Genomic DNA, 17,129 nt, shown 5'->3' on the forward strand with positions numbered 1-17,129 from the left:
TTCGGGCCCTAATCCATGCCGACAAATCCACCGGTCTGGTGTTGCCACAAGCGCGCATAAAGCCCGCCGTGCGCCAGCAGCTCGGCGTGATTGCCCGTCTCAACAATCTGCCCTTTTTCCAGCACCACCAGGCGGTCCATTTTGGCAATCGTCGATAAGCGGTGCGCAATGGCAATCACCGTTTTACCGCCCATCAGCGTCTCCAGACTTTCCTGAATAGCCGCTTCCACTTCGGAATCCAGCGCCGACGTGGCTTCATCCATGATCAGGATCGGTGCGTTTTTCAGTAATACGCGGGCAATCGCAATACGCTGACGCTGGCCGCCGGAAAGTTTGACGCCGCGCTCACCGACATGCGCATCCAGCCCGGTACGGCCCAGCGAATCATAAAGTTGCGGAATGAATTCATCGGCACGCGCCTGACGAATTGCCAGTTGCAACTCCTCTTCCGTCGCGCCCGGCCTGCCGTACAGCAGGTTGTCGCGGATGGAACGATGCAGCAGCGAGGTGTCCTGGGTAATCATACCGATTTGCGCGCGCAGGCTTTCCTGCGTGACGTCGGCAATATTTTGCTGATCAATCAGAATGCGACCGCTGTCGATGTCATACAGACGCAGCAGCAGATTCACCAGCGTGGATTTCCCCGCGCCGGAAGGCCCGATCAGGCCGATCTTCTCGCCGGGACGGATTGCCAGATCCAGATTGGGGATCACCCTGCCGCCTTCTCCGGAATTCTCTTTGCCGTAATTAAACTGAATGTGATCAAAGTGGATCGCCCCCTGATCGACTTTCAGCGCTTTCGCCTGCGGGATATCCGTTACCGTCAATGGCCGCGCAATGGTGTGCAGGCCGTCCTGCACCATGCCGATATTTTCGAAAATACCGTTCACCACCCACATGATCCAGCCGGACATATTCACAATACGAATAACCAGACCCGTCGCCAGCGCGATAGCCCCGACGCTTATCAGCGACTGGGTCCACAACCACAAGGCAAGACCGGTGGTGCTGACAATCAGCAACCCGTTCAGCGTGGTGACCGACACGTCCATGCCGGTGACCAGACGCCCTGCCAGTTGGGTTTTCTCGGTCTGTTCGCTAATCGCTTCGCGCGCGTATTTTTGCTCGAGATCGGTATGCGCAAACAGTTTCAGCGTCGTGATGTTGGTGTAACCGTCGACGATGCAGCCCATCAGTTTTGAGCGCGCTTCCGACGACTGCACCGAGCGTTGTTTCACACGCGGCACGAAATAACGCAGGCAAACGCCGTAACCGAAGATCCAGATAATCAGCGGGATCATCAGCCGCCAGTCCGCCTCGGCAAACAGGAACAGCGCACTGGCGGCGTAAATCACCACATGCCAGATGGCGTCCACCGCCTGCACCGCCGAATCGCGCAACGAGTTACCGGTCTGCATAATGCGCTGGGCAATGCGCCCGGCGAAATCGCTCTGGAAAAAGTTCAGGCTCTGTTTGAGGACATACTTATGATTCTGCCAGCGGATCATGCTGGTCATGCCGGGGCTGATAGCCTGGTGAACCAGCAAATCATGCAACCCGATAAACACCGGCCGCAGGATCATCGCCACCGCCGCCATCCATAAAAGCTCGCCCATATGGTCGGTGAAAAAACTGCCCGGCGGTGTGTCTTTGGTCAGGTCGATAATCTGGCTGAGATAGCTGAACAGCGAAACCTCAATCAGCGCACCGATCAGCCCCACCACCAGTAAAACGGCGAAACTCGGCCAGACCTGACGCAGATAATAAAGATAGAAAGGCAGAACCTGATCCGGCGGTTCAGCAGCCGGTGCCTCACGGAAGATGTCGATCATTCGCTCGAAACGGCGAAACAGCATAGCGATCCCCTTTATGATATCCCTGCCGGCGTTGCTGGTTTCCATGCCATTTCAACGCCGTAAAGGGGAAAGCTTAGTGCAAATCGCCGGGATTGCGGCCGGTTATTTCTTCAGCACCGCATCTTTTTGCAGCAGCGACAGGACAAACGCCAGCACCATCACGCACGCGGCAATCAGATACACCGAGTGCAGCGCCGAACCAAATGCCTGCAAATAATCAGCGCGGATGGCGTCCGGTAATTCCTGCACCGCCTGCGCGCTGAGTGAGCGGGGAAGCACCGTGCCTTCGGGGATCAGCGCCACCAGTTGATCACGCAGAACGTGGGTGAAAATCGCCCCAAACATTGCCACGCCGATGGAACCCCCAATCGAGCGGAACAGTGTCACACCGGAGGTCGCCACGCCCATTTGTTTCATCGATACCGAGTTTTGTACCGCCAGCACCAGCACCTGCATCACCATCCCCAGGCCGAAACCGAGCACGCCGATGTAGAGATACAGCATATGTACCGGCGTACTGACTTTCAGAAAACCCAGCAGCACCATACCGGCGAAACTCAGTAAGGTGCCGATAATCGGAAAAATACGATAACGGCCAATACGGCTGATCAGACGCCCGCTGACGATCGAACTGAACAGCAATGCGCCCATCAGCGGCAGCAGTTGCATCCCCGCTTCTGACGGCGACGAGCCTTTCACCACCTGCAAATACAGCGGCAGGAAGGTCATCGACCCCATCAGTGACATGCCGATAATAAAACTGATTGCGCAACTGAGCAGGAAGGTGCGGTCGCGGAACAGACCCAGCGGAATGATCGGCTCGGCCGCCAGCGTTTCTTCATAAATAAAGCCACCAAGGGTCACCAGCCCGAACGCCAGAATGCACCACAGTTGCGGATCCGACCACTGATACACCGTGCCACCTTCGCTGGTGAACAAGATGATGCAGGTCAGCGCCGCCGCGAGATACCCCGCGCCGAGAAAATCGATTTCATGGCGGATGCGTGCAGTCTGCGATTTCAGCGCCACGCCAATCACCAGCAGGGCGAAAATCCCCAGCGGCAGATTGATGTAGAAAATCCAGCGCCAGGAAATATGCTCAACCAGAAAACCACCGATCAGCGGCCCGATAACCGTCGCCAGACCAAATACCCCGCCGAACAGCCCCTGATATTTCCCACGCTCGGACGGCGGAATGACATCGCCGACCGCCGCCATACTGACCACCATCAGCCCGCCGCCGCCCAGCCCCTGCAGGGCGCGCATCAGAATCAGCTGAGTCATGTTCTGCGCCAGTCCGCACAATACCGAACCGAGCAGGAACACGATAATCGCCGTTTGCAGCACGATTTTGCGACCGAGCAGATCACCAAACTTACCGTACAGCGGCACCACGATGGTGGAGGCCAGCAGATAAGAGGTCACCACCCACGAAAGCTGATCCAGGCCACCGAGCTCGCTGACGATAGTCGGCAGCGCGGTGGACACAATCGTCTGGTCGAGTGCGGCCAGCAGCATCACCAGCATCAGCGCGGAGAACAGCAGCTTTATCGAAGGCTTCTGTTCCGCCACCTCGCTCTGTGCCGAATTTATTGTCGTCATGAATGACATCCTGACTTGTAATTAATTAACTGTATAATTAATATTGAAGCATCAAATTCATCTGGTCAATGGATCGCCCTCCTTATGGCAGACAGAAAAATCTCAGAAACGCCAGGATCCGCACAAAAGGATCAAAACGAAGCCAACACGCCCGTGCGTCGTCCGGGTCGTCCGCGCAGTGCAAAATCCGGAGCGGATAAGCGTGAACTGCTGCTGGACGCCGCCCTGAAACTGTTTGCCCAATACGGCATCGCCGAAACGCCGCTGAGCATGATCGCCAAAGAAGCAGGCGTCACTACTGCCATGCTGCATTACTATTTCAAGACCCGCGAACAACTGCTGGACGTGATGATCGACGAACGTTTTCAGCCAGTCCGTGCCGGATTTACTGACATTTTCCAAACACATGCCGACGATCCACTTCTGGCGATCACCAATATGGCGCAGTGCATGATTGATGCGGCAGAAAAATACCCGTGGGTGGCACCGTTGTGGGTGCGGGAAGTCATCAGCGAAAGCGGTATGCTGAAAAAACGCATGGAAGAACGTAACGGCGACAAAAACCGCAAAATCGTACAGGAATGCATTACCCGCTGGCAGGCCGAAGGAAAACTGAATCCGGATCTCAATCCGGCATTGCTGTTCATTTCCCTGTTCGGTCTGACGCTGTTCCCGATGGCCTCAATGAAAATGAGACGGGAAGGCGCGTCACCCATTTCCCCCGATATGTTGCGTAAACACGTCGCCCTTTTGCTGTTCCACGGCGTTGCGCCGCAGAAGTTATAAGCCGGGCCACGACCTGCGCGGGTTATCCCGTGCAACTCTCTTAAATCCCTCTTTTTTGTAATGAAAAATACTGTGCAGACTCCTTTATGATGTAACGAAAATGTTGCTGTTAATCAGGGAATGCCATTCAACATGAAGGGAATGCCGCCATTAATTCTCGCGCTGTTAGCCAGTTCGTTAGTACTCACTATCGGACGTGGCGTCACACTGCCGTTTATCACTATTTATCTGACTGAGCACTATCATCTGCTGCCCAAAAGCGTCGGGATCATTCTCGGTGCCAGCCTGGCAATCGGGATTCTCAGTAGTCTGTACGGCGGCTATCTGGTGGATAAATTCAATCACCGGACGCTGATTACCGTCTCCATCAGCCTGTTCGGGCTGAGCTTTTTACTGTTGCCGTTTCTGCCGAATGTGACCGGCGTGCTGCTGGTACTGGCGCTGCTCAATGCCGCTTACGCCCTGCTCAGCATCACGCTCAAAGCCTGTATCGCCAGCTGGTTGCCGGTAGAAAAAAGGGTGAAGGCATTTTCGATGAATTACACGCTGGTGAATGTCGGCTGGGCAGTGGGCTCGTCGCTGGGCGTGTGGCTGGCGGGTTTCAGCCCGCTGCTGCCGTTCGTGATTTCCGGCGTACTGGCGCTCGGTACCGTGATTTCCCTGACCTGGGGATTGCGCAATATCCCGCATAAACCGCCGCAAACAGAACAGGAACAGAAACCCCTGCCAAAACCGAACCTTCGCCAGACACTGAGCATTCTGGCCCATGACCGTCGTCTGATTTACTTCACACTGGGCAGCACGCTGGGTTCGGTGGTGTTCGGGCAATTCGCCGGTTATCTCTCGCAGTACCTGATTCTGGTCTCAAACGCCGCTTTTGCGTACAAAATCATCGGCGCGGTGATGATCACCAACGCCGTGATTGTTATTACCTTCCAGTACGTATTAAGCAGCCGGATGAAACAAAACAGCCTGCTGAAATGGCTGCTTCTCGGCACGATTTTCTTCATCATCGGCCTGATCGGCTTTATGACCGCCGGACAATCGGTGTTGCTTTGGGTGATCGCGATGGCGATTTTCAGCTTTGGCGAAATGATTGTTATCCCGGTGGAATACATGTTTATCGACTTTATCGCGCCGGAAAATATGAAGGGCAGCTATTACGGCATGCAGAACCTGAGCAATCTGGGTGGCGCGATAAACCCGGTCATGTGTGGTTTTCTGCTCAGTTACACCGCCCCGCCGGTGATGTTTATCGCGCTGATTGCCGCCTCGGTTGGCGGTCTGCTGTTCTTCTGGATGGGGCACCGTCTGGCGGCTAATACAGCACAGCCGCGTGCTGTTTAAGGGTTTCCATCAGCCCGATATAAGGATGCGGGCCATAGCTTATCCGGCTGACACCCGCCGCCGTGAGATCAGCCAGCGGTGGTGTCAGATTGCTGGCCATAATGTTCACCGGCAGCGCTGATACCTCACAGAGTTCGGCAATCAGTGTCAGGTCACTCAAACCGGGGGCAAAAAAACCGCTGGCTCCCGCATCCTTATAGGCAGTCAGCCGCTTTTTAGCTTCCGCCATCAGCACCGGATGCCGCGTGGCGTCGGGTTCCTGTAAAAAAACATCGGTGCGCGCATTGATAAATAACGCCATTCCCTGATTTTCCGCCACCTGACGAAGCGAGTTCAGAATCTCGCATTGTTCACGGACGCCGTTCAGCGCGGATAATCCCATTTGCTGATCCTCAACATTAATACCCACGACACCCGCCTGCAAAAGTGCGCTCAGGTTGTCGCGGCGATCCGCACCATAACCGGTCTCGAAATCCACCGTGAGCGGCAGACTGATCACAGAGGCAATGCGTTGCACCGTCCGTAACAGGCTGGAAAAAGGCATGGCTTCGCCATCCTGATACCCCTGCGCCGCCGCACACGACCAGCTTCCGGTAGCGATGGCTTTTGCCCCCGACTGCGCCACCGCCAGCGCGCTGCCCGCATCCCAGATGTTGTATAAAATGACCGGATTGTGCTTCTGGTGAAGTTGTGAAAATGCCAGTGCCCGACTTTGCTGATTCATACCCTGCTCCTCGTTTAGCGGCTCAACGCCATTCTTCGTTCGTGTTCAATCAGCCACCGCTTGCGCCATAATCCGCCGCCGTAACCGGTCAGCGAACCATCAGCACCAATGACGCGATGACAAGGGATCAGGATTGAAATCTGGTTAGCCCCGTTGGCACGGGCGACTGCGCGGGAAGCCGTGGCCTGCCCGATATCCGCCGCCAGCGCGGAGTAACTGCGCAGTTCACCCGCCGGAATAGCCCTGAGCGCATCCCAGACTTTACGGGTAAACAATGAACCGAATTCCGCCAGTGGCGTGATAAATGTGTGCTTTTCACCCGCGAAATACGCCGCCAGTTCCAGTTCGAGCTGATCAATCAGCGGCGTTCGTCCAAAAATAATTTCAGAGGACGTCAGTTGTTTCAGCCGCTCAATTTCATTAGGTAATGCCGGACGATCAATAAACTCCAGCAGATACAGTGCGTCGTGGCTGGCGATCGACAGCATGGAACCGATCGGCGTATCCAGCCAGTCAGCCTTCAGAAACTGATGCTTTCTGGCCTGGCTCGGGTTCAGCCCGATTTGACGGGTGATCGCCGCTCGAAATCCGCTGCCGGATTCAAAACTCGCATCCAGTTGGGCATCAATTACCGGCTCTCCCCCGGCCAGCGCATCGACACCCTTGCCGATTCTGCGTAAGCGCGCCATTTCCAGAAAAGTGATGCCAAACTGTCGTTTAAAGGCGCGGCGGACGGTGGAAGGATCAACGTTCATCGCCTGCACATCGCCCTCGCTCCACTTTTTGTCTGGCTCGTTTTCCAGCGCAGCCAGCAATTTCAGCACCAGCGGGTCTTTTTCTCCGCCCTGCATCAGCGGCCGGCAGCGTTTACAGGGCCGGAATCCGGCTTCCATCGCGCTGACCATCGACGGATAAAATACCGAGTTCTCGCGCTTAGGTTTTCGTGCCGGGCAGGTCAGGCGGCAAAAAATACCGGTGCTTTTGACGCCGACAAAAGCAAAGCCGTCATAGGCCGGATCACGGGCAATCAGCGCAGCATAAAGCACATCATCGTCAGGTAAATCGAACAGCATGATTTCACTCGCAGACCGGAAACATGGGGAAAAGCATAGGGGAATTTCAGCGGGAGAAGCGACGTTTTTCGGGCGTTGATTTTAAATATTCACAGCAAGAGTGTCCGTGCCCGGCGTGATACCGGGCACGGCTATTTTTACTCCTCCAGTCCGCGGTTTTTCAGCATCGGCTCAATTGACGGAGCCTTGCCACGCCAGGTTTCGTAGAGTTTTTCCAGATCTTCGCTGTTACCGCGTGAGAGGATCTGATCACGGAATTTCTGACCGTTCTCCCGCGTCAGCCCGCCCTGCTCAGTGATACCGGCAAAGGCATCATCAGCCAGCATTTCGGTCCACAGATAGGCATAGTATCCGGCGGCATAGCCGTTACCCCAGATGTGCTGGAAATAACTGGAACGGTAGCGCGGCGGCACATACGCCAGATTCACTTTATCTTTCGCCAGCGACTCCGCTTCAAACTTATCAACATCCTGCTGCGGTGCGTCCGCGCTCAGGCTGTGCCAGTGCATATCCAGTAACGCAGCCGCCAGCAGTTCGGTCATGTCATAGCCTTTGTTGAACTTGCTGGCCTTCTCTATTTTGTCCTGCAAAGCCTGCGGCATCACTTCACCGGTCTGATAATGTTTGGCGAAGTGAGTAAACACTTTCGGATCACTCGCCCAGTGCTCGTTAAACTGCGACGGGAATTCGACAAAATCACGCGGCGTCGCGGTACCGGAAAGACCCGGATATTCCTGATCGGCAAACAGGCCATGCAGCGTGTGACCAAATTCGTGGAACATAGTGATAACGTCGTCCCACGACAGCAGCGCCGGTTGCCCCGCCGCCGGTTTCTGGAAATTCGCCACGTTGTAAATCACCGGTTTCGTGCCCAGCAATTTCGACTGATCGACGTAGTTGCTCATCCATGCGCCGCCGCCTTTATTATCGCGCTGATAATAATCGGCGTAGAACAACGCCATCGATTTACCGTCTTTATCGAACACCTCAAAAACCCGCACATCAGGATTGTAAACCGGCAGGTCTTTGCGTTCTTTAAAGGTGATGCCATACAGCAAGTTAGCGGCATAAAACACGCCGTTTTCCAGCACATTATTCAGCTCGAAATAGGGTTTGATCTGCGCGTCGTCCAGATCATATTTCTCTTTGCGAACCTGCTGGGCGTAGTGCTGCCAGTCCCAGGCAGTCACTTTGAAGCCGCCCTTCTGTTTATCGATTTCTGCCTGAATATCCTGCGCTTCACGCTGCGCGCGGGCGGTCGCGGCTGGCACAATTTTGTGCATGAAATCCAGTGCAGCCTGCGGCGTTTTCGCCATCTGATCTTCCAGTTTCCACGCGGCATAACTCGGGAAACCCAGCACCTGAGCCTGCTGTGCGCGAACTTTTGCCAGCTTCGCAATCAGCTCACGGGTGTCGTTGGCATCGCCTTTTTCAGCGCGATTGATTGAGGCCTCATACAGTGCCTGGCGCGTGTCGCGGTCATCCAGTGACTGTAACAACGGCTGCTGCGTGGTGTTTTGCAAAACCAGAAGCCAGGCATTATCCAGCTTGCGGTCTTTGGCGGCCTGCGCGGCTGCCGATAATTCGGCGTCACTCAGCCCGGCAAGCTGCGCTTTATCTTTCACCGTCAGCCCGCCCGCTTTGGTGGCGGCCAGCAATTTATTAGTGAACTGCGTGCTGAGCGTTGCCGCCTGTTGATTCAGCGCTTTGAGTTTGTCTTTATCCGCATCCGAAAGATTGGCACCTGACAGCTCGAAATCCTTAAAAGTCACCTCAATCAGGCGCTGTGATTCGGGGGAAATTTTCAGGCTGCTGCGCTGGTCATAGACCGCTTTCAGCCGCGCAAACAGCTTGCTGTTGAGATGAATGCTGTCATCCATCGCCGCCAGTTTTGGCGAGGTATCTTCGTCAATTTTTTGCAGCGTATCGTTGGTATTCGCGCCGGTCATCGCGCCAAAAACGTTTTGCACGCGTTGCAGCATGACGCCGGATTTTTCCAGGGCCGCATAAGTATTTTCAAAGGTTGGCGGCGCGCTGTCGCTGGCGATTTTATCGACTTCAGCCAGTTTCTGGCGGATGCCTTCGAGGATCGCCGGTTCATAATCGCTGTCTTTATAGAGATTAAATTGCGGCGCCTGATATTCCAGCGGGCTGGGTTTCAGAAATGGGTTATCGGCATTAATAGCGTGATTCATGACGTGCTCCTGAGTGGCGGGCTGTGCGGTTTCCGCAGCCCCTGCAAACTGGCTGACAGCCAGGCTGGTTGCCAAAAAGAGAGATGACAAACGCATTCCAGTCTTCCTTATCTGAGTGAGAGAAGTGCTCCGTTAAGTCATTGAGAATAGACCTCACTCAGCGATCCGGCAAAAGGCAAACGTAGGTAAATCGTGTTATTACGAGGCGGATTCCATATTTTCGATAAAACTTTTCTGTCAGGATACCGGCCTTAGCAGGGCATAAAAGATGACAGAGGTTCCGATGATCAAAGACCAGACGTTCAGTGACCAGCGTTTTAGCGTGAAGCAGTTTACCGGCGAGACACTGGAGAACTGCCGCTTTTACCGCTGCCGTTTTGACAGCACCGATCTGTCAGAAACGGCGTTCGTCGATTGTCTGTTTTACGATGATGGGGAACAAAAAGGCTGCTCTTTCCAGCATGCAAAATTGCAGGATGCCAGCTTTAAACGCTGTGATCTGACGATGGCTGATTTCAAAAACATTCAGGCACTGGGTTGTGAAATCCGTGAATGCAAAGCCACTGGCGCAGATTTCAGCGGCGCGAGTTTTATGAATATGATCACCTCGCGCACCTGGTTTTGCAGCGCCTTCATGACCAAAAATAACTTCAGCTACGCGAACTTCAGCAAAGTCATTCTGGAGAAATGCGAGTTATGGGAAAACCGCTGGACCGGCGCGAACGTGCAGGGCGCAAACTTCAGCGGCTCCGACCTTTCCGGCGGCGAATTCACCGAGTTCGACTGGAATAACGTCAACATTACCCATTGCGACCTGACGAACTCCGATCTGGGTGAGCTGAATATCCGTAAAGTCGATCTCGATGGCGTGAAAATCGACGACTGGCAGCAGAGTCATTTGCTGGAAAAATTGGGGATGATTGTGATCCATTCGAAGTGAGAGGATACGATATAAAAAACCGCTCTCTGAAGCGGCTTTTTTGTGCCTGAAATCCCCAGGCTGCCCGCCGGAAAGTGCGCTTCCCCTCCGCCCTTCATCAGAATCTCACCGCAATATGCTATAACAGACCTTCGCTTTAGCCACGAAATTAACCTCATGAAAGATAATAGTATTTATTCGCCTCAGGCGTCTGTGCCGGAAAAATCACGGGTGCTGGGCTGGTCTGATTTATTCTCGCTGTGGTTCTCGCTCGGTATGGGTCTGATGGTATTGCAGGCCGGTGCCATTCTGGCTCCGGGCCTCGGGCTGGCGGGCTCGCTGGCAGCCATTGTGTTGGGGTCTGCCGTCGGCGTTGCGCTGCTGGCACTGGTCGGGGTGATCGGCGGGCAGACGGGCATGTCGTCGATGGCGTCGCTGAGGCTCAGCCTCGGCAAACGCGGCGTGGCACTGCCGGTGCTGTTCAATCTGATCCAGTTGATCGGCTGGGGCGCGTTCGAAATTGTGGTGATGCGCGATGCGGCCAGTCTGCTGGCAAAACGCGCCTGGGGCGACGGCAGTTTTTGGGCGAATCCGACCCTCTGGACGTTTATTTTCGGCGTCGTTGCCACCTTGCTGGCGGCCAGCGGGCCGCTGGCGTTTATCCGCCTGGTACTGCGCCGCTGGGGGATCTGGCTGTTGCTGGCGAGCTGTGCGTGGCTGACCGGTTATCTGTTCCTGCACGCCGATTTATCCACACTGTGGCATAAAGCCGGGGACGGTTCGATGCCGTTCGCGCTGGCCTGCGATATTGTGGTGTCGATGGCATTTTCGTGGCTGCCACTGGTGTCGGATTACACCCGTTTCGGCAAATCTGCGCGGCAAAACTTCTGGGGAACGGCCTGCGGATATTTCCTCGGCAGCGTGTGGATGATGGCGCTCGGCGTGGCGTATACGCTGGCGTTTGTCAGCACCTCGACCGATGCCAATGCGCTGCTGCTGGCGCTTTCCGGGATCGCACTGGGTATTCCGCTGTTACTGATTCTGGTGGATGAGCATGAAAATGCCTTTGCGGATATTCACTCAGCGGCGGTGTCGGCGGGGACTTCCCTGCCGGTCAGCGTGGGTAAACTGACGCTGGGTATCGGCCTGCTGTGTACGCTGATCGCCTGGGCCGTTCCGCTGACGCAATACGAAAACTTCCTGCTGCTGATTGGCTCCGTGTTTGCGCCGCTGTTTGGTGTGGTGCTGACGCATCATTTTGTTCTGCGCAGGCAGACACAAAAAGACCTGAATATACGTTCCCTCGCAGCCTGGATTACCGGCATTGTGGTTTATCATCTGATGGCAAATCTGCTGCCGGATATCGGCGCGACAATTCCGTCGCTGCTGGTGGCGGGGCTGGTGTGCTGGGGATTAGGGCGTAAAGCCTGAGATAAAAAAACCGCCCCGAAGGGCGGTTTCTCTACTGCTACAAACCCGGGCCCGTGCTGACATTGATGTTGATATGAGAAACATTAACGTTCCATCCATCACCAGCAGTTGTCATCAAAGAACCCAGTACAACGATCAGTGCATAAATACACTTATTCATTGATGCGGCCTTTTACAACCGCGTTTCACCAATAAGCACCGGGACCGACTGGAGAAGGACAAGCAGTGTTTGGGTTGCCTGTCCGCGCGGTACTCAAGTGCTAATTTCAAGCCCGGTGACCCGTCGCTAAACGGGCAAACTAGCCCCGCGCAGATGCTACCACCAAGACCATAAAAACAATAAGGATATGTGTATAGAATTTAAACTTGCTGCCTTCCCACCCCTGGTGTAAGTTAGTGGCGTTTGGGTTGCCTGATCCCGCTTATTATTAAAGCGTGAAACTGGGTTGATTTAGCGCTAACTGAATCACCCAACAAAAAAACCGCTCTCTGAAGCGGTTTTTTTGTGCCTGAAATTCAGCCCTTACCGTCTCATTTCCCCTGGCCGAAAAAGTCGTTGTACAGCATGTAAAGATGCGCCGCACTCCATGAGAAGTTTGGTGCGCCCTGCTGCTGGCCGTTGAGCGGATTGTAGTTTTCCCGGATAGGTGCATCCGAAATCAGACCATCGGCGTGATCAAAGAAGGCCTGTGCCATTTTCACAGCATCTTCGCGGTAACCGTATTGCTCCATGCCTTTCAGGCCGAAATATAACTGATCGACCCAGACCCTGCCGCGCCAGTAAATGTCTGCACCGAACGCCGGATTGGTCAGTGCGGCGGTGCCCAGCGGCACATAGGTGTTAAATTCGCGCACATCTTTCATCACTTTCACCACGGCGTCGGCATGCGCCTGCGTCGCTGCACCGTTAAACAACGGTGACCAGCCTTCCGGGCCTTTGCCGCGTTCGACGATTGGTTTGCCCGCGCAGCCGTTGGCCAGCGGTTTGTCTTCAATGCGGATGTCATAGAAGAAGCCGCTGCGGCTGTCGAACATGCAGGTGTTGATGTATCCGGCCAGTTTGACGGCTTTCGCGCGAAAATCTGCGGCGGCTGTTTTCTTGCCCAAAATGTCGGCGATTTCGGCCATGTATTTGTTGTCGCTGTACATATAGCTGGCTTCATCGACGGATTCCTGTAACAGCGAATACCCCAGCAACGTTCCGTCATCCGAACGGTTTTCGGCGAATTTGACCTGCCAGTCCTGTTTTTTACCGCCATTTTTGATGTATTTCGCCAGCTGATCGGCATCGATAAAACCGAAGGCCGCCGCATCATCCCGCCCCGATTCCCACGAAGCCGCCACCTGCGCCGGGATTTCGATGCTGTCGTACTGACCGGATTTCACCACGCGGTCGTAGTTTTTCAGCCCGGATTCGGTCTGTTCTTTCTGCCCTTCCCTGACGGTAAACAACATTTTGCCGTCAGCGGTGTTATGCGCTTTATCGCGCGTGGCGCCATATTCCGGCACGCCGTTATGGTTGTGGTCACGGTTACGCAGCCACCAGTCGTGATAAGCGACCAGTTTAGGGTACATCTCCGCCAGCCATTGTTTATCACCGGTCGTTTTGTAGATTTCCATCACCGACCACGCCGCCAGACTCGGTTTCGTGTTGCGCTCATTCCAGTTGGTGCCATCGCCGCCACGTTCCGGACCCGGGTTATAGGCAATCAGATCAGGTACAAAACCGGCATCCCACGGACGAACCGGATCACCGGGCGGGATCTGAAAGGCAAACACGGCGCGGATATTGTTTTTCGCCACCTCGGGATTGAAATGCGCCATCGCATACGCCTGTTTCCAGGTGTCCCACGGCCAGGTCTGATTGCCGGAGAACCAGCGGCCAGTCACCGATGGCGTCACCGAATCAAACTTCATCGCACCTGCCGCCCCGCGCCAGTTAGCGGTTAATGTTTCGATGGCTTTCACCGCCACACGTTCCTGATCTTTGGTTGCTTTCGGGTTTGTCAGACCGGCATTCAGGTAGCCTTCCCAGCGTTTTTGCGAGGCATCCAGATAAGGCTGGGGATGCGCCAGAATATCCTGGATTTTCGGCTGCTCTTTCTGAACCTCAGCGGCCGTCAGCAGATGCGAATAAGTGGTGTAAAACGTGGTGGAACCGGCGATTTTGGCTTTGCCGGTAAACTGATGGCCTGTAACCGTCATCTGCATCGGCAGGGATTTGTGGATCTGATATTCGGACTCGCCGGAGGTCATCAGGCTTGAGGCCTCGCGCACTTTGCCGAAAATCACACGCAGGCCGTCAGCAACCGGCAGGATCTGGCGCGTATACCCCGGATATTCCTGCCCGATGGTTTTATCCGATGGCGGTTTTCCTTCCTGAGCGCGGAGCTTTTCCAGCAGTTCGCCGTCCCAGACCAGTTCCAGCGGGGAATCCGTGGTGATTTTAGTTTCCAGCAAAGAAGTGCGGGACGTCGCGAAACGCAGGGTCATGTCGATGCGGATGCCGGGCGCGGTCAGCGTCTGGATAAGCGCCCCGGGAATGCTGTAAGCGGTCATGCTCAGCGCGACTTTTTGTCCGGCTTTATACACCGTCAGCCGGTCAAAGTTATCGGCCATAAAGTTGATATATTCTTCGGTCAGCAGCGCCGGTCCAGGGAATCCGCCCATACCTTGCGGGCCAGACGGCAGTAAATGCCCGTGCCAGGCACCCTCATCAAATAAAGGATTAAAACGCTGATGCTCGTCGAAATCATAATCGAGCATATATTGCGGCGCGCCGGTACGGTTAATAACGTTTTTAAACGAATCAGCCCGCAAAGTCTCGGCGTTTTCTGCCTGTGTGTGTGCAGAAATAAATAAAGCAGCACAGATAATTAAACTGAGCGGCCGGTGCGGATTAATTTTTTTCATTATGATTTTCCCCAGTAGAAATATTGCATAAGAAATACCGAGTTGCTGGCGCCGGTATTGTCATTGCTCATATAGAATTTGCTGTCTAATGCGGTCGCGAACCGGCCGCCGTAATATTCGTACCAGATACCGGCCTGTGCGTAAGACGTGGTGGTATCGAAAGTAGTATCCCGCGAATGTTCGGCATAACTGTACGCGGTGGATAAATACAGTCCGGTGACCGCTTCAACCATGGCGCTGACCATCATTCCTGATTCGTGGCCGGAATGGCTGCTGTCGCCTTTGCCGGTGTGATGCCAGACGCGCCCTGCCAGATTTTTACCCTGCAAACCCGCGAGGAATAGCTGCCCGGTGCCATCGGTCAGTTCCAGACCGTTGAGCAGCGTCAGCCCTTCCATCAGATCATATTGCGTGTAGCCGTTGACCATCGCCTGATAGGTGTATTTATCTGAATAACGGTCGTATTTTCCGAAATGGAGCAATGCAGTACTTTCATTAACACGGCTTTGCGGTGCGGCGGTCAGGCTGTAACGAAACTTGCCGGTCAGGTTTTGCACCTTCACTGCCTGCGTTAAATCGCGGGTATTAGGAATCACGTAGCCGTATTCCGGCGTGAAATCGCCCCACCATTGCAGGTCATCCAGCGAGGAATCGTTGCGCATACTGAGGATAAATTCGGTGCCCCGATCAGTACGATAACCACCGTAAAAACGGTTTAAGCCGCCTTCGAATCCGCCCCAGCGGTGATCAGGCACCCAGGCGTTTCCGTGATGATCGGCCTGTACCGTCCAGCCTTCGCCGTAAATAAGCCCGAACCAGTTACCGTGTTTTATTTCCAGACCACCTTCGATATAGGTTCCGTCGCTGTATTTGTGCTGATCTTTGCCATTTAAATACACGCTGCCGCCGCCGCCCATTTCGCCATAAAAGCGATAAGCAGTGGCGTCGCGGCTGACCGGCGTTATTTCCGGTGGTGCTGATTCATTATGTTCGGCGGGGACAACCGGTTCCTGCGCCCGCAAATTCATTGATAAGGAAAATAATAAAAGTACTAATATTTTATTTAATGATGTGTTCTTCATCGGTATGCGCTTCTTTGTTTGGTTATTATGAACAGGAAAGCAGAAGTAAAACGCATACTAGTAAATATTTTACTAAAATATACTTAAAATTAGGTAAAGCGTTAACTCTGTCACAGTGAGATTTTGCGGGCCGGAAGGCCGGTGAGCGGTGTACATAAGGCACTGATCACATTAAGCTACGGCTTTGGTTTACCTGATGATGAGACGCTGATGGCTACTTTGAAGGAAATCGCTGAGGCCGCGAACGTATCCGTTGCGACGGTTTCACGTGTGCTCAATGACGATCCGAGCCTGAGCGTAAAAGCGCAGACCCGCCAGAAGATTTTAGAAACGGCGGAACGCCTGGAATACAAAGTCTCGCCTTCCCGCCGCAATGCCACGCAACGCATGACGTTTGCCGCATTGTTTACTTACCGGCAGGGGCTGGAAATAGACGATCCTTATTATCTTTCCATGCGCTATGGCATTGAAACACAATGCGAAAAACTGGGTATCACCCTGATTTCCGGCTATGACTTTACCGGCGAAAAAGCGCTGCCTCCGGCGGACGGTTTTCTGGTTATCGGACAACCTCAGGCCGCACTGCATACGCAGCTCGCGCAACAATCCACGCCGGTCGTTTTCATTGATGGCGTAATGGAAGACCCGCAATCTGACTGCGTTAATGTGGATTTATTTAAGATCAGCCAGAAGGTCATCGACTTCTTTATCGGTCAGGGCTATTCGCGCATCGGCTTTATCGGCGGCCGCGATCACCCTGAATTCCCGGATCAGCGCGAGCAGGCCTTTGTGGAATATGGCCGTCTGAAAAACGTCGTCCAGCCGGACGATATCTGGTACGGCAATTTCACCAGCCAGTCCGGCTATCAGTGCGCCAGGAAAATGTTGCAGCAAAATGCGCCTTATCCCCCGGCGTTGCTGATTGCCACCGATACCATTGCGCTGGGCGTGACCCGTGCGCTACTGGAACACGGCGTTAAAATCCCCGAGCAAATCGCGCTGATCAGCGTTAATGACATTCCGACAGCCCGCTTTGTGTTCCCTTCTTTATCGACCGTTCGCATCCATTCCGAAACCATGGGCGCACAGGCGGTCAACCTGCTGACCGAGCGTCTGCGCGATGAACGCACCGTGCCGCTGTCGGTATTTGTGCCAGGATCGCTGCAACTCCGGGACACTACCCGCCGGTAAAATTTAACTG

12 protein-coding genes are annotated in these 17,129 nt (G+C 54.4%); 5 read left to right on the forward strand and 7 right to left on the reverse strand.

Annotated features, from left to right (window positions below):
* Positions 1 to 8 precede the first annotated feature (8 nt).
* On the reverse strand, positions 9 to 1,856 hold the full coding sequence (locus tag GW591_RS19310; RefSeq protein WP_013573498.1) for an ABC transporter ATP-binding protein: 1,848 nt from the start codon (positions 1,854 to 1,856) through the stop codon (positions 9 to 11).
* A gap of 102 nt (positions 1,857 to 1,958) precedes the next feature.
* The gene (locus GW591_RS19315; protein WP_166861254.1) at positions 1,959 to 3,458 is read right to left on the reverse strand and encodes an MDR family MFS transporter; all 1,500 of its coding nucleotides are present in this window, start codon (positions 3,456 to 3,458) and stop codon (positions 1,959 to 1,961) included.
* An 84-nt stretch (positions 3,459 to 3,542) separates the two neighbouring features.
* Between GW591_RS19315 and GW591_RS19320 the strand changes: the two genes are divergently transcribed.
* Together GW591_RS19320 and GW591_RS19325 are read left to right on the forward strand one after the other, a co-directional pair.
* Positions 3,543 to 4,244: a TetR/AcrR family transcriptional regulator gene (locus GW591_RS19320; protein WP_126124577.1), complete on the forward strand. Its 702-nt coding sequence runs from the start codon at positions 3,543 to 3,545 to the stop codon at positions 4,242 to 4,244.
* A gap of 132 nt (positions 4,245 to 4,376) precedes the next feature.
* The gene (locus GW591_RS19325; protein ID WP_166861256.1) at positions 4,377 to 5,591 is read left to right on the forward strand and encodes an MFS transporter; all 1,215 of its coding nucleotides are present in this window, start codon (positions 4,377 to 4,379) and stop codon (positions 5,589 to 5,591) included.
* On the opposite strand, the gene GW591_RS19330 is transcribed toward GW591_RS19325, so the two are convergent.
* The 3 genes from GW591_RS19330 to dcp all read right to left on the reverse strand — a co-directional run bounded on the left by GW591_RS19330 (position 5,563) and on the right by dcp (position 9,679).
* Positions 5,563 to 6,315, reverse strand: a complete 753-nt coding sequence (locus GW591_RS19330; protein ID WP_013573492.1) for an isocitrate lyase/PEP mutase family protein — start codon at positions 6,313 to 6,315, stop codon at positions 5,563 to 5,565. The two genes, GW591_RS19325 and GW591_RS19330, sit on opposite strands and share 29 nt — an antisense overlap.
* Positions 6,316 to 6,329: 14 nt before the next feature.
* Positions 6,330 to 7,388: a bifunctional transcriptional activator/DNA repair enzyme AdaA gene (locus tag GW591_RS19335; protein ID WP_013573491.1), complete on the reverse strand. Its 1,059-nt coding sequence runs from the start codon at positions 7,386 to 7,388 to the stop codon at positions 6,330 to 6,332.
* Between the two features lie 137 nt (positions 7,389 to 7,525).
* The gene (dcp, locus tag GW591_RS19340; RefSeq protein ID WP_013573490.1) at positions 7,526 to 9,679 is read right to left on the reverse strand and encodes a peptidyl-dipeptidase Dcp; all 2,154 of its coding nucleotides are present in this window, start codon (positions 9,677 to 9,679) and stop codon (positions 7,526 to 7,528) included.
* A gap of 187 nt (positions 9,680 to 9,866) precedes the next feature.
* On the opposite strand from dcp, the gene GW591_RS19345 reads away from it, so the two are divergent.
* Both GW591_RS19345 and cytX read left to right on the forward strand, forming a co-directional pair.
* Positions 9,867 to 10,523 carry a Qnr family pentapeptide repeat protein gene (locus tag GW591_RS19345; protein ID WP_013573489.1) on the forward strand — a complete coding sequence of 219 codons (657 nt, stop codon included), beginning with the start codon at positions 9,867 to 9,869 and terminating at the stop codon, positions 10,521 to 10,523.
* Between the two features lie 156 nt (positions 10,524 to 10,679).
* A complete protein-coding gene (gene cytX / locus GW591_RS19350; RefSeq protein ID WP_013573488.1) occupies positions 10,680 to 11,933 on the forward strand; it encodes a putative hydroxymethylpyrimidine transporter CytX in 1,254 nt (417 codons plus the stop codon).
* Positions 11,934 to 12,464: 531 nt separating this feature from the next.
* Here cytX and ygjK read toward each other — a convergent pair.
* Complete coding sequence (gene ygjK / locus GW591_RS19355; RefSeq protein WP_166861258.1) at positions 12,465 to 14,846, reverse strand: alpha-glucosidase; 2,382 nt, start codon at positions 14,844 to 14,846, stop codon at positions 12,465 to 12,467.
* Complete coding sequence (ygjJ, locus tag GW591_RS19360) at positions 14,846 to 15,928, reverse strand: protein YgjJ (RefSeq protein WP_014411472.1); 1,083 nt, start codon at positions 15,926 to 15,928, stop codon at positions 14,846 to 14,848. Before ygjJ ends, ygjK begins: the two co-directional genes overlap by 1 nt.
* A 210-nt stretch (positions 15,929 to 16,138) precedes the next feature.
* Here ygjJ and ebgR point away from each other — a divergent pair, with 210 nt between their 5' ends.
* The gene (ebgR, locus tag GW591_RS19365; protein ID WP_037033902.1) at positions 16,139 to 17,119 is read left to right on the forward strand and encodes a transcriptional regulator EbgR; all 981 of its coding nucleotides are present in this window, start codon (positions 16,139 to 16,141) and stop codon (positions 17,117 to 17,119) included.
* Positions 17,120 to 17,129 lie beyond the last annotated feature (10 nt).

This window comes from Rahnella aceris (assembly GCF_011684115.1).
In the GTDB taxonomy this organism is placed as follows: Bacteria; Pseudomonadota; Gammaproteobacteria; order Enterobacterales; family Enterobacteriaceae; genus Rahnella; species Rahnella aceris.